At 40.5% G+C, this 13,584-nt stretch carries 9 protein-coding genes; 3 read left to right on the forward strand and 6 right to left on the reverse strand.

What is annotated here, in order from left to right; all coding sequences use genetic code 11:
* Window positions 1-110 precede the first annotated feature (110 nt).
* Window positions 111-2,075 carry an RND transporter family protein gene (locus ACN20O_RS04530; RefSeq protein ID WP_491637623.1) on the forward strand — a complete coding sequence of 655 codons (1,965 nt, stop codon included), beginning with the start codon at window positions 111-113 and terminating at the stop codon, window positions 2,073-2,075.
* Here the strand turns inward: ACN20O_RS04530 and ACN20O_RS04535 are convergent.
* Genes ACN20O_RS04535 through ACN20O_RS04545 form a run of 3 tightly spaced genes read right to left on the reverse strand, consistent with a single transcriptional unit; the run spans window position 2,059 to window position 5,283 of the window.
* Window positions 2,059-3,120 carry an aromatic ring-hydroxylating dioxygenase subunit alpha gene (locus tag ACN20O_RS04535; protein ID WP_491637625.1) on the reverse strand — a complete coding sequence of 354 codons (1,062 nt, stop codon included), beginning with the start codon at window positions 3,118-3,120 and terminating at the stop codon, window positions 2,059-2,061. The two genes, ACN20O_RS04530 and ACN20O_RS04535, sit on opposite strands and share 17 nt — an antisense overlap.
* Window positions 3,113-4,549 (reverse strand): GH3 family acyl-acid amido synthetase, encoded by a 1,437-nt coding sequence (locus ACN20O_RS04540; protein WP_491637627.1) that lies wholly within the window; start codon window positions 4,547-4,549, stop codon window positions 3,113-3,115. The genes ACN20O_RS04535 and ACN20O_RS04540 overlap by 8 nt, the downstream gene beginning before the upstream one ends.
* A complete protein-coding gene (locus ACN20O_RS04545) occupies window positions 4,546-5,283 on the reverse strand; it encodes a hypothetical protein (protein WP_491637629.1) in 738 nt (245 codons plus the stop codon). Before ACN20O_RS04545 ends, ACN20O_RS04540 begins: the two co-directional genes overlap by 4 nt.
* 77 nt (window positions 5,284-5,360) lie before the next feature.
* Here ACN20O_RS04545 and ACN20O_RS04550 point away from each other — a divergent pair, with 77 nt between their 5' ends.
* Both ACN20O_RS04550 and ACN20O_RS04555 read left to right on the forward strand, forming a co-directional pair.
* On the forward strand, window positions 5,361-8,162 hold the full coding sequence (locus ACN20O_RS04550) for an FG-GAP-like repeat-containing protein (RefSeq protein WP_491637631.1): 2,802 nt from the start codon (window positions 5,361-5,363) through the stop codon (window positions 8,160-8,162).
* Window positions 8,163-8,232: 70 nt separating this feature from the next.
* The gene (locus ACN20O_RS04555) at window positions 8,233-9,414 is read left to right on the forward strand and encodes a polysaccharide deacetylase family protein (RefSeq protein WP_491637633.1); all 1,182 of its coding nucleotides are present in this window, start codon (window positions 8,233-8,235) and stop codon (window positions 9,412-9,414) included.
* 44 nt (window positions 9,415-9,458) lie between these two features.
* On the opposite strand, the gene ACN20O_RS04560 is transcribed toward ACN20O_RS04555, so the two are convergent.
* From ACN20O_RS04560 to ACN20O_RS04570, 3 genes are read right to left on the reverse strand one after another with little or no spacing between them, the layout of a single operon-like run.
* Window positions 9,459-11,816, reverse strand: a complete 2,358-nt coding sequence (locus tag ACN20O_RS04560; RefSeq protein WP_491637635.1) for a hypothetical protein — start codon at window positions 11,814-11,816, stop codon at window positions 9,459-9,461.
* A 24-nt stretch (window positions 11,817-11,840) separates the two neighbouring features.
* Complete coding sequence (locus ACN20O_RS04565; protein ID WP_491637637.1) at window positions 11,841-12,794, reverse strand: hypothetical protein; 954 nt, start codon at window positions 12,792-12,794, stop codon at window positions 11,841-11,843.
* A complete protein-coding gene (locus ACN20O_RS04570; RefSeq protein WP_102244737.1) occupies window positions 12,794-13,579 on the reverse strand; it encodes a FliA/WhiG family RNA polymerase sigma factor in 786 nt (261 codons plus the stop codon). Before ACN20O_RS04570 ends, ACN20O_RS04565 begins: the two co-directional genes overlap by 1 nt.
* Between the last annotated feature and the right edge of the window lie 5 nt (window positions 13,580-13,584).

The raw sequence follows: 13,584 nt of genomic DNA on the forward strand, positions 1-13,584 counted from the left end.
CTGTCGCCTTGCTTTCACTCATTATTTTCTCAATGGCTTTGGGTACCAAGACAAAAATTGCCGTACGAACAGAGGACTTTAGCGACCAAAAACTGCCATCATATCAGGCCATGCGTGAGTTGAAGGAGGAGTACTCCTTTGAAGACAAGCTTACTCTTATCATCAACAAAAGAACTCCTCTCAACAATCTGGACCTCTGCCAGATTCAAAACTGGCTAAGAAAAGAAGTCAACACCAATCCAGACATTGGTGGATTCAATAGTCTTTTTAATCTGCGTGTTCCTGAGTATTCAAATGGACTTCTCTTCTATCCACAAATTGTCGAATCACCCTGTGAAGACAAGGTGGATTATGTAACCTTGAAAAAACATCCGCTTCTCACAATGTTCAGCACTCCTGAACTCACCGACTTTGTGATTCATTTTGAAATCAATCCCGCACAAAAAGAATTTCGTCACGGGATTTATGACTACAAAGCTCTCGATCGCATTATTGAGAGTGCAAAGAAGTCTCTTCCTTTTGAAATCATTCCTGGTGGAACTCTCTTTTTTCAGTCATCGGTTCTTTCAGGAATTGAGTATTCAAATGTCATCAATTTTATAGCGAGTGTCCTGCTCTTTGGCGGATACTATCTTTTTTACCGCTCACTTATGGGCGCTTTTGCACTCTTAGCTGTTATCTTAATTACAAACTCCATGATTAAGGCAGGCATGGCCTACTTCGGCCACATGATTGATCCGCTTTCGTCATGTATCTTCTTAATGATCACGGTTTCTTCTATTGAAGATTACATTCTTTTTAGCTTTTTAGTTTTTAAACAAAAGACTCCTTTTAATCTAGCGGCCAAAAAACTTCTGCTCCCAAGTTTTTTAACATCACTGACAACAGCGATTGGGTTTGGGTCTCTGGCCGTTTCCAGTAACCCAAGCATTGTTCACTTCTCTATCTGGACAGCGCTCGGAGCAATGTTTGAATGGGCGGCGATGTTCTTAATCATCCCTGTCTTTGTAAATATGTTTCCTAAGATAAGAAAGCGCATTGATGCTCACCCGAAACCAAAGCGTATCGTGCCAGTAAAGCTGATTACCTACACCCCACCAAAAGTGATTGCTGTCATTATTGCTTTAATCCCACTTGTGATCGTCTTTATGTACGACAAAGCGAACTTAAGCTACAGCCCTTACGATATGTTTACTAAAACTCACCAAGTTTCTAAGTTTAGAGAGCACTTGCTTGAAACCCGTCAAAGTGAAGGTGAATTGAGTATTGTCTTTAAGAATATGGACGAAGATATTTCTTCTTATGTTGAGGCGATCAAAAAAGACCCTGCTGTTGCCGGCGTTTTTTCTGAGATGGATATCAAAAAAGAAGTGGTGCTCTTCCCTGAATTTCTACAAAAATTAATTTTTGAAGACTTTAAGCGCACTGATCTAGGAAAGCTTTTTATCGCTCGCGACTCAAAAAGAATCATTGCCTACATTAAGTCTTACGACACCAAAGATGTGCCGGTCGTTGTTTCCCGTATCCAAAATATCTGCGGAGACAAATGTTCGATCAAGTCTGAGATCATTGTTTCAAAAGATTATGCGGTTGGGATTCTTCAAACTCTTTACGATAGTGCAATCTCTGGCTTCTTCTCTATTATAGTACTGATTAGCTGGCTGGTCTTCACAATCAGCAGAAAGCACACTGTGCCTGTTTTGCTTTCGACTCTTTGGGCATCGTTCATGCTTTTAATTCTGGTTGTTATCTTCCAGTTTAAAATCAATGTCGTTACCTGCGTGGCCCTTTCTGTCTTAATTGGTCTTGCCGGCGATAACGCTATTCAATTTCTTTTACTGCAAAAAGATTCACTTAGTGAATCAGTTGAAGAAGTTGGCGAGGCCAGTACTGAGAACTTTTTTCTAATGTTACTTCTTTCGAGTACGCTATTTTTCTCTTATTTCCAAACGCCAAGAACCCTGGCCCTTCTGATGATTATTGGAATCATTTTAATGTTTATTGGGGATCTCTGGGTGCTCAATGGTCTGACGGCCATCAGTGATGGAAAATCTAAACCTAAATCCAAATCGTAGCGTCGCTATTTTTCTCTACTGTATAAACGCGCGGGTCTCCTGAGCGTCCCAAGCTTCTTAAGCGTTCAATTTGTAAATGAGGTTCATCGGCCGGAGTTGATTGGAAATTCCAGTTTTCGTTCGGGTTTAAGTTTCTCCCCTGCACATCCATAATCCACACATCTTGCTCAATAACTTGTCTGGTGTAGTAATGAATAAAAGGCTTGATAAACTTTCCGATAAACGGGATTTTATAGGCGATATAAGTGTAAACACGTGTCTTCATACTTCCCACTGGAGTGCATGAAGAATTGATAATGTATTTGTAGTTTGATCCAAATGAGTAATCGACTCTTGTCGTATTAGGGAAAATAAAATGATCAGTATGCTCCATTGGATCGTTTTTAGGATTTAAAAGTGGTCTGATTAAAACGCCGATGTTGTCGTCTTTTTGATGGTAAGTCACCAAGACTCCTCCATCCTTAGTTTCAACTGTGATGGGAACTTTTTTTAATCCTTTATTTCTAAACCACCCTTTATGAACATACACAGTGTGAGGAACATCCATAAAGTTTTCGACCAGGTTAGTGACCTCATTATTAAAGTCAGTCACCATAAAATAATGAGACCAGCTTGAGTCCTGAGCATGAGGGAAAACCCACGGCTTAACAGAACCAGCTTTTTCACTGTTACCAAAAAAGACCCAAATCACTCCATCTTGTTCGATAACAGGATAAGATTTCTGGCAGCGCTTTCCTTTGACCTGAGAGTCTCCTTCAGAAGGCACACTCGTCACCAAACCTTGATTGTTATAAGTCCATCCGTGATAAGGACAATGAAGCTCGCCTTTAACCACTTCACCTTTACCAAGTTCAGCGTGGCGATGCAGGCATTTATTTAAGAGGCAAACGGCCTTTTTATTTTCATCGCGAAATAAAACGATTTTAGTATCGTAGATAACAGTTTCAAAAGGCCTGTCAGTCAATTCACTTGAAAGACACGCAATATACCAGTGATGAATCAATTCACCATCGCGCTCAGCAAGTGTTTTTAATGTTTCAGTCATCTCTGGTCCTGACAAGGGGTTCGACCTTTATGTTGCCTTTTAAGGCAATCATCTTTTCTCTATAACTCACATAGGCCTGATAAGCGTCTTCTTTCATTTCAACCTGAACATGCGATAATTGTCCTAGTTCGCGGGCCAGCTTGTAATGAAAATGCCCCAGGAGTTCTTTCTCCAAAAAGTCACTGATCTCATCAAGTCTTTCAAGTTTACCTACACCGTCCACCAATAGTCTATAGTGAGGTTTATGACCTTCCACAGCTAAAAGAGAAAGGGTGCTGATTTCATATTTATTTGCAATATTAGAGATTAATTTTTGGGCCAGGTCACTAGAGATTTTTTCACCGACGAGGTCTGTTTCACCGATTCTTCCCAAAAAAGTCAGGCATGGAGTCTGGTCAAAAAAGTCACTCACTAAAAGCAGGTCGTTTAAACGATAGCGGAAAAAAAGTGATCCCGTCGTTAAAAGTGGCGTTACTTTCATTCCTTTTTTTAGGGCCCATCCGGGATGAATTTCCTTTGTCTCAACGTCTTCAAATTCATAAAAATGAGAATTCACCGCCAGCGGAAATTTTCCTTGAAAAGGAATCGTCACCACACCTTCAGTCGCCCACAAACCTTTGGCCTCAAAAGGAACATGAGGGAAAAGATCTTTCACTTTTTGAGCATAATACTCTGAGCTCGATGTGGCCCAAGCACTGATCAGGGCCAATTGAGGAAAGAGTATCTTGCAAAGTTCGGGTGAAACTTTATCTGCATATTTAAGGGCCTCTTTTTTTCTGAAATCCAGGATTCGGTCTGCAAAAAAAAATTTATCTGCAATAACTAAATCTAATAGCTCCAATAAAAATGTCGGGCTCCAGACGGAAATTAAAGTGACGTCTTTTTCAATGAGCGACACTGCATTTTCACGCATTGATTCTTTAAGTGTTGGTAGAGTTGAAACACTTTCATCAACAGTCATTGTCTGCTCAAGCAAGTATTTTTCGAGTCCTGCAAAAAAATCCAGGTCATTTGAGCGATGCTCTTTTCTCAAATCTTCTGGAATCCATGATAGGGACCAATAGTGTGTTCCCTTAGCAATATCGGGAAAACGAAGATAGAGGTCATGAATCCATGCTCCCGAAGCTCTCCACAATTCATCTTTAAATTTTTTGGTATAAGGAATCCATTTGATCGCGTGAGTTGAACCGCTTGTTGGAACAAAATGATCTTGTGGTCTTTCTACTTTTCTCTTCTCTATGCCTTCTTTCCAGTCAGCATAATTTGTTATCGGAAAGTGATTCTTAAAATCTTTGTAATCAGAGATACCTGTAAGATTTGTGAGGACTGCGATCTGCGCCTTTTTTGGATTCTTAAGTGATTCGCAAAACTGTTCGTAGTTTTTTTTCGAGTACCACTTAATCAACTGGTGACTGATGGTGCGAATCATTTTTTAAGTCTTAGAAGTTTTCGCATGATTTTAAAAGGGTGAACAACACCAAGAAGTGGGTCGACTTCGCCAATACAGGCAAGCTCATCACCTTTTTTCCATCCGGGATTATGGTCATTGAAAAATTTAATTTTCGGGTAACGCGACAGCAGGTCATCAGTAATGGGAGCAATAGACTCTCTTAAGTGTTCGTGCTCATTGGCCTCAAATTCAATAACACCAGTCTCAGCATTGAATTTCCCTGGATAAAACTTTTCTGACAAAGCAGAAATCAGAGTGCTTTGTTCTACTGGAGTTTGTTTGTCATAACGAGGATAATACTGAATGAAATTGTTCGCGAGTAGTAAGTAAGTCTTATAGCCCTTCGAGATTAAAAACCACCAAACAGGGCGTGTTGGGTATTTAAGCTTGAGCAAAATCATGTTTTTTAGGAATTCCATCGTCAAGGCCGATGTTCCCCAGTAAGTTGGAGCAATGATCGTGTCCCCACTAAAAAGAACGCGGTAATTCTTTTGGTGATGAGGGAAATCGAAGTCGTAAAAAGTTGAGAACCCCTGAATCCTTTTTTCAGTATCCAGAAGAATAATAACCTTTGTTTTAGCAAAAAGGTCACTTTTAAAGCGCAGGAAGGAAACGTTCTCATAGAAGATTTCAAACAGCTTAAACATCTCATCAATTTGAGACTCCCTAAGCGACTGAACCTTAATCGTTTTTGCTATGAGCTTTTTTTTCATTTAACTATTGTAAATAATAGAATGAAGCTAAGTAAACAAAGTTTTACAAAGAGACCTCTTTTTGATGTAATTTTACCATGACAGCAATAGCAGAAAGGTTTAAGACAATTTACTTTAAAATTGACGCTCGCTACATCGTAACATTCATCCTGTTTATTTATAACGTTCTAGGGATGACTATCCTGGGATTCAACCGCAGCTGGATGCAGGTTCTGCTCACAATCTGTGTGGGGATTCTTTTACATATCTTTTACGATGTTCTTTTCAATAAAAAGTTCTACTTCCCTCTAAGTGCGCTGACCACGAGTTTGGGTCTATGTATCCTGGTCAACTATGGCCACAGTATGCTCTACCCGCTGGTTCCAATCTTTTTTGCCATCTCATCGAAATTCTTTTTTAACTTCCGTGGCAGACATACTTTTAACCCGGCCATGATGGGGGTTGCCCTTTCACTTTTAATGGCCAGTGAATTCATCTCTTCATCACCGGCCTATCAATGGAATGGTGTCGGCGCCATGGCGATTGTCATCGTTATGTCGGCCCTGCTTTTTTTCATGCCAAAGATTAACCGCGGATGGTTAGTTGGATCATTCCTTTTTGTTTTTACTCTACAAATTGTCCTGCGCTCAATTTTAATCCGCCATTATCTGCCTTTTAATACGCTCTTTTTTGGGACCATCACTTCACCGTCATTTTTCCTTTTCACTTTCTTTATGATCACTGACCCGATGACTAGTCCATCGGACAGAAACCAGCAGATCATTGTCGGTTCTTCCCTCGCGATACTCGACTTACTATTCCATCTTTTTTCAAGTTATCATACGTTCTTCTATGCTGCCTTCACTCTGGGAAGTATTCGTTTAACATGGTTTCACTTCAAAGAGGCCCGCACAGTTGGCTTCGGAAAGTATTTCGTTTCCCGCTTTTATGAAAGTGGTTATTACAAACGTTTCTTTACGATCCTGGCCATTGGTTTTGGTGGGTACTTCACTTATCAATACGTTTTGAGAGACACGCTTAACAAACCAGATGTTGGATTTGTGTTTGAACTCCAAGGACCAGAAAAAACAGGTATGCATTTCTCTAAAGGAGAAGTTCTCGACCTGGTGGATCCTCGCGTTCAGCATATGGGCAAATGGATTCTGGGGATAACGGATGGTATTGCTGTCGGCGATTTTGACAATGATGGACTAATCGATGTGTTTTTTACCAGCGGGCACAAATCTCCTGCTGATAGAAACTCTTTCTTTAAAAATAAAGGTGATTTCCATTTTGAACGTTTTCCATCTGAAGAGCTAAGTTTCTATGCTTCAGACATTAAGCGCTTTGGGATTCCATCAAACGCGATGTTTGTAGATTTCGACAATGATGGCGATCTTGATCTTTATGTCACTTATGCTTTCGGGCGCGAAGGAACATCGAGAATGTTTAAAAACATGCTCAAAGAAACCGGCAAAGTGTCTTTTAAAAATGTGACTGATGAAATCGGATTAAATATCTATTCAAACTCGGCCACAGCAAACTTTTTTGATATGAATAATGACGGCAAGCTCGATGTGATTATTGGAAACACTATTGCCACTCACCTTCCAGATTACAAAACGCCAACCCGTTTGGATTTCTTTGAACTGCCAAAAGCGGAATATGAAGGAGACAAGCGTCCATTTAATTTTATGCACGAGAGCTGGCACCGCTCTGAGAACGGATCAGTAAATTATATTTTCACACAAAATGATAACAAGACTTTTTCTCAGCTAGACTCTAAATCGATTGGAATGCCTGAGACAAAATGGACAATGGCCATTGGAACTGCTGATTTTAATCAAGATGGCTTCATTGATATTTATGCTGCCAATGATTTTGGTGCTGATGACTTCTATTACAACCGCGGCGGAAAGAGCTTTGAGAGTTACCGCGGACCATATTTCGGGACAATTGGTAAAGATACTTATAAAGGGATGAATGCGACAGTTGCTGATTTTGATAACAACGGAATGACTGACATTCAAATTTCCAATGTTCACCACCAGCTCCAGGCCGAAGGTAATTTACTTTTCTATTTTTATCCTGGAAAAGACCCTTTTTATCCAGAGATCAAAGACCAGGCAACCTATGCAGGAGCTCTGAACGAAAACCGCTTTGGATGGGGAGCAAATGCTGCTGACTTCAACAACGACGGATGGATCGATCTTCCACAGGCCAATGGAATGGTTGATGACATGTACGATAAAAAATTCGAAAAGTGCCCAGACTACTGGTACATCAATGAAAAGATCGCCCGCTCTTCTCCAGATATTCACCGTTACATTAATAACTGGGGTGATATCCGCGGGACTTGTATTCACGGCAAAGAGAAAAATCGCTTGTACGTTAACCGTGGAATGACTAAAAAACCTCAGTTCATGGATGCAGCTGAGTTTATCGGAATGAATCAAGTTGGAAACTGGCGTGGGATGGCGACGGCCGACTTTGATAATGATGGGCATATGGATTTGATTGCCTCGTCACTTTATCGTGATCCATTGGTGTTTAAAAATATTCCAGATAAGGATCAGAAGAATCACTGGCTAGGATTAAGACTTGAATCAGTCAATCCAGAATGTAATCGCATGGCGATTGGGACCAAGATTTACTTAACGATTAGCGAGGCTAAAGAGCCGACAAAAAGAACGAAACTTTACTTCGAAACAACGCTTGTAAATGGATTCTCTGCTCAGCATGACCCGAGAGTGCATATTGGGCTTGGGAAAAATGAAATCATTGAAGAACTTAAGATTTCATGGTGTGGACAGAAGGAAAAGACGATGACTTATTCGGATGTGAAGATTGATCAGTACAATGATTTATTTTACGATAAACAGAAGGTTGAAAAGTTCTAAATAAAATTTAAAGGAGGGCAAAAAGCCCTCCTCTCAATCTGACCTTGCTTTTGTGTTAAACTACTAAGCTATGCACACAAAAATTCTCTTTTTTACTTTATCAATCCTTGCCCTTCAAAACACTTACGCCAACACTTGTAAATCCTTAAACAACGATCCATTTTTTAAAGAATTACTAAGTGAATTAAAAAATCAAAATGTCAGCTGTGATGGTATTAAAACTCACCTTAGTTTTGATGACGGCCCTAACGAAAAAGCAAGCGGGCTTATTTTAGATGAATTAAATAAGCGCAATATTAAAGCTACATTTTTTATTACCACAACTAATCTTCTTCCGGGCACTCCCGGTCTCAAAGAAAAACAGGCGATCCTGGCGCGTGAATTAGCGACAGGACATACTGTTGCCAGCCACGGACATGAACATAATGCATACGATATGCGCATTACAACCTCGCAAGAACCAGGCTACACCAACACTCAACGACAAGAGCAGATAAAAAAGAGCATGCAGCTTCTGGATGGTGCAACCAATGGCCAGTTCTCTAAGCAGGAGTTTAGGCTCTTTAGATTCCCCTATGGAAGAGGCGCCATGCCTTCTCAAAAAGAAATCGAAGAGATGGAGAGGACAAAAAAGATGGTCTTTTCTGGAGACACCTACGCAGAAAAGTTAAAAGAATACCGTCGCATGAGTCCAGCGCTTCAACAAATTGGTGAACACGGTTTTTCTCACATTGGTTGGAACCACGATTCAAATGATTCAAGCCTTCCTTTTACAATGCCTGCGGAAAATGTTTTTAAAAGCTATGTTTTAAATAACCTTAAAAATATGTGCTCTCCTTCCGTTAAAACCAAAATCAGTTTGTTCCACGATATTAAAGAAGTTAACACGAGGGCGATTCCTCTGATTGCGGATTTAGGGCAATGCCTGGGAGTGGATTTTATTTCGCCGAAAGAAATGATGAGCACGGCTTCTTTAACCAATAATGATGTCGTGATTAAGAGTAAGGCCATTGCTCAAGCGCCAGTGCAGATGGCCGATGACCTGGGAAAATTGATTAATCAGCTTTCGAATCCGGGAAAACAATGTGCAGGGGCTGCGATAGAAAAAAAGGTTCATGCGCAGGCGGAGAAAGGCTGCTATAGCAAGTATCTCAATAAGACGTTTGGGAATTGTGAAGGCGAAAGCTCTAAGTGTTTTGAAGGTAAATGGTATGGGGCGGATGATCCGTTTATTATGCTAAATTGCTCTTGAAATAGTTTTTCAAAAAAAAAGCCCCTCATCGAGGGGCCTTCTATTTAAACCGTCGTTTCTCTATTATTCGTGATCACTTCCAAATGCTCTGAACTCATCCCCGCCATTCTGCACATATCATTGATACGCTTCATTTCTGACTTCATATTCGAGATAAGGATCTTAAGCGTGTTGATCATCTCATCGTCTTTAGAGTGCGAAGCCTGAGCGATCTTAGAAGCTGAGAACTGAACGTTCTCCAGGTTGTTTTTAATCGATTCCATTCTGTAGCGGATGCCATCCAGGTCTACTTTTTCTCTTGATTCAACCATCATATCAACTTTCGTCACTGTTACATCTAGTTGAGTGACAACCTCACCGAAACTCTGAAGAACTTTTTCAAATCCCTTCATCTCGATTTTGATTTTCCCTAGGAACTGATCCACTCTCTGAGTATCGTTTTCGTGGCTTTGGAAAATCAGAAGCTGGTCAAGGACTTGAACGATGCGTCCTTTGAAGTCATCTACGCTGACTTTAAGGTCTTTAAACTCGCTCTTAAGTGTCGTGATTGTCTTTAAGCTCTTGATATAGTCATCAACATTCTTCTCTGCTTTTTCAGCGACAGAGAAGATGCGGTTTTGGTCTTTGAAAAGTTCACGAGAAGAGTTCATCGCGTATTTGAATTGCTCTTCTAGCTGGTCTCTTGAATCAATAACAGTGGCAACTGCCGTTTTAAACTGCCCGTAACGGTCCATAGAAGCTCTTTGTGTTTCAAATGAAGCCACTAAAGATTTTCTCATTTCTCCAGCAGTATTTCTGTGCTCTGCTGTCAATGTTTCTAAAGCTTCGATCTCACGATTTAGTTCGTCGTGGATTGATTCTGCTTTTTCAATGTATTGGTTAAGCTTTGAATAAAGTTCTGATACGCCGGCCTTTTCAGCTGCCACTCTTAGCTCGTTTCTTGCTTCAGTCGTCATCTTCTCTTCAATCTGAAGCTCAAGGGCTTTCATGATAGGAGCAGTAATCGCCGATTTCTGAGCATCGAGATTTTGCTGAGCTTCAACCATTGGATAGAAGATCACCATGATACGTTTTTGGCTTGAGTACTCTACCGGTGAAACGTGCATTTCATACGGCATTGCTTTGGCCATCGTGTTTGACTTAACCTGGATCTTGTATTTACCAGGAGTGCTCATTCTTAGCGCGCTTAAAATTGAACTGTTGTCTTCAAGGTTCGTGAAGCGCTGTAGGAAGTCCCATGTTAGTGAGTCTTCATCTTCTTTAAAGTTTTGTAGCTGCCATTCTTCATAAAAGTGAGAGTTTCCCCACACCATGTTCAGGTTTGAATCTAAAAGAATTGTGGCAAAAGGAACGGCTTCCTGGAAGATTGACCCAAAGGCCATTCTCTTATGAGCGTAGTCTCTGTATTTATCAAACTCAAGATTGAATTCTGGTGAAAACTCAGCAATCTGCTTAGACTCTACCGGAAGAAGACCATCTTTAATTGTATCGATAACAAGTTTTTCAGTTTTCCCTGAAGCATGTTTTGCTGAGAAGTTGTAGATTGCAAAACCTAAAACAACTGAGGCCACAAGACCTGCAAACACTGCGATCAGAGAATAGAATACCGTTTGAGAGCTCTTTTCAAACTGGATTTTCTTTAAAGCGATTTCTGGTTCAACCATTTTAAACCAAGCTGCATATGAGCCTGAGAATTCTTTATAAAGACGGTTAAACTTAGTGTGGGACTCTACATAGGCATCAAGGTTAGCAGCTTCGTTTTTAAGTGTTTTAATTCTGTTAACGATAGCGGCTTTGATATCCACTGGAAGCCCTGAAGCTTCAGTGAAATTTGTCATTGCTTCAAGGTCATTGTTTACTGACTGAGCAAGGTTTTGAGTACGGTCAAAGTTATAAAGCCCACCATTCATCAGGCGGCTTGGACTCAGTCTCATACGAAGATTGATCGACATTCTTGTCAGAGTCGGCCACTTCTTTTCTGTGACAAAGTTTTCAAAGTTAGAAACTTTTGAATTTAAGTTTGTAAGGATTGTTGTTAATTCAGGGGCGGATTGAAAGGCCACAAGAGAAGACTTCACTTGTCTTAAATGTTCATCAAAGTTGCTTTTATCATCTGTTGATTTAATCGACTTCAGGTCTTTAACATCTATTTCAAGACGAGAGAAAACTTTATTGGCATCTTTGATGCGGTCACCGTCGACGAACTTCTTAAGTTCTTCAACATCGTTTCTTTCTTTAACGGCCTTAACTTTACTTGTTCCATCATAAAGATTGCTGACGTAATCAATATTGAGAAGTCCAGTGTCCCAATAGTGCTTTACTCCGTAAGCAAATAGAGCAGTAATAGCAACCAACACCGTTACGTAATAAAAGTGTACGGCACGTCCTAGAGTGAAACGCATAGCGACTCCTGAAACTTAAAAATGTTAGAGATTAAATAGCGAGAAAAAATCGATCGTACGATAGTATTTAGAAACATCCTGTTTTCTCTTGTTTTCGTCATCCAGACTGCGTGAAAAGGCGGTAGTCCCAAGATTCCCCTTCACTGGTAGTATGATTGAAAGTGGACGAAATAAAAAGGGAAAGTGCAAAATTTCTTTGTTGGCCGATTCTAAACGAGTTAACTCAGGTAATCCGATATAATGCTTTACAGAGAGGTCGTGACCGATCTCTACAACATTATGCTCACCTACTAAATTAACGTCCTGAAGATTCGAACGATACTGGCAAAAGACGTTCGAAAAACCAACCATATACTGTTCATGTTTATTCACTTTAAAGTGAACGCGGTAGACTAGGTTTTCATCGTGAGAAAGATCGGCCTTTAAAACCAACTTAAATAGTCCGGCCCTCGCCGTCTTCTCTAGGTTGAAAGTTAAAAGGACTTTAGCGCGCAGAAGTTTTCTAGTGATAACGTAAATAAGCTTTCTGCTTCTCTCCAGGTTCCCATCTTCCAGGATAAGGCCTGAGATCATAAGCCTGCTGTCATCAAAGCGCACATCAACTGAACCGTGGTAATTAAACAGGGTCACTAGCGAGAGGATCTCAGGGATCGTCTCTAAAACCAGGTTCCATTTTTTCAGGTCAATTTTTTTAGTATTTTTATAGAATTCGTATCCCTTAAAGCGGGACTTGTTACCGAAAAAATCATCAATAATCATGCTGATTTTTTCATCCAGAACTTTCCCCACCATATCGTAGTGAGAAACCTGTCCGCTGGAAATAGCGTCGGCCTTTCTCTTCATTTCTGAAAGGTGGAAATACGCGTGACTCACAATTGGAGACACAGAAAACTCAGAAAGGAGCTGAATGTCCTCTAGAGCTTCCAGACCTTTTTCAAAGTCTGATTGATAGTTCATGGTTTCTTGTTTATCGGCCATTATCCTGCAAGGTCCTCAGAAGATTCAAATAACGTGCGTAGTTTTGCTTTTAACTTCAGGATGGCCTGAGTGTGAAGCTGAGACACGCGCGATTCAGTTACGTCCAGAACCTGTCCGATTTCTTTCAGGTTAAGGTCTTCGTAGTAATAAAGAGAAAGCACCAGTCTTTGCTTTTCAGGCAGAGTCATGATCCCCTCTTTAATTTTTTCGCGAGAGTCTTTTTGCGAAACTGTCGTGTATGGGTTAAGCGCCTTATGGTCTTCCATCACTTCAGAAATTAGCTTTTTATCGCCTTTATTGAAACTTGCTGAGTCGTCGATATTCAGAAGAGAGATCGACTTTGCTTTGTTTAATAAATCGTGGAATTCTTCCTGGTTCATCCCCAGCTCTGAACACATTTCTTCGTCAGTCGCAGGACGGCCTAGGTTAGCTTCTAGTTTTGAATAAGCGCGCTCAACAGTCTTAGCTTTTTCACGAATTGACCTTGGCACCCAGTCTTGAGCACGAAGTTCATCCAGGATCGCTCCACGGATTCGGAATTCAGCGTATGTTTTAAACTTGTTGTCGCGGTTTGGATCGAATTTTTCAATTGCGTCCATTAGTCCGATGACCCCGCATGAAATCAGGTCATCCAGTTCGATATTCGAGGGAAGACGAGAAGCAATTTTCTGCGCGATATACTTAACTAATGGTGCGTATTCAACGATGATTTCATCTTTAACTTTCGGCTCAACAGTTGAACGGTAGTCTTTAAGATTTTTTAATTTTTTTGATAGAGTTGACATCTAAA

The organism is Bacteriovorax sp. As-1 (assembly GCF_058446905.1).

Bases quoted from the DNA above. Each gene is read 5' to 3' on its own strand.
- ACN20O_RS04530 (WP_491637623.1), top strand. From the start codon at position 111: ATGCGTGAGTTGAAGGAGGAGTACTCCTTTGAAGACAAGCTTACTCTT.
- ACN20O_RS04535 (WP_491637625.1), bottom strand. From the start codon at position 3,120: ATGACTGAAACATTAAAAACACTTGCTGAGCGCGATGGTGAATTGATT.
- ACN20O_RS04540 (WP_491637627.1), bottom strand. From the start codon at position 4,549: ATGATTCGCACCATCAGTCACCAGTTGATTAAGTGGTACTCGAAAAAA.
- ACN20O_RS04545 (WP_491637629.1), bottom strand. From the start codon at position 5,283: ATGAAAAAAAAGCTCATAGCAAAAACGATTAAGGTTCAGTCGCTTAGG.
- ACN20O_RS04550 (WP_491637631.1), top strand. From the start codon at position 5,361: ATGACAGCAATAGCAGAAAGGTTTAAGACAATTTACTTTAAAATTGAC.
- ACN20O_RS04555 (WP_491637633.1), top strand. From the start codon at position 8,233: ATGCACACAAAAATTCTCTTTTTTACTTTATCAATCCTTGCCCTTCAA.
- ACN20O_RS04560 (WP_491637635.1), bottom strand. From the start codon at position 11,816: ATGCGTTTCACTCTAGGACGTGCCGTACACTTTTATTACGTAACGGTG.
- ACN20O_RS04565 (WP_491637637.1), bottom strand. From the start codon at position 12,794: ATGGCCGATAAACAAGAAACCATGAACTATCAATCAGACTTTGAAAAA.
- ACN20O_RS04570 (WP_102244737.1), bottom strand. From the start codon at position 13,579: ATGTCAACTCTATCAAAAAAATTAAAAAATCTTAAAGACTACCGTTCA.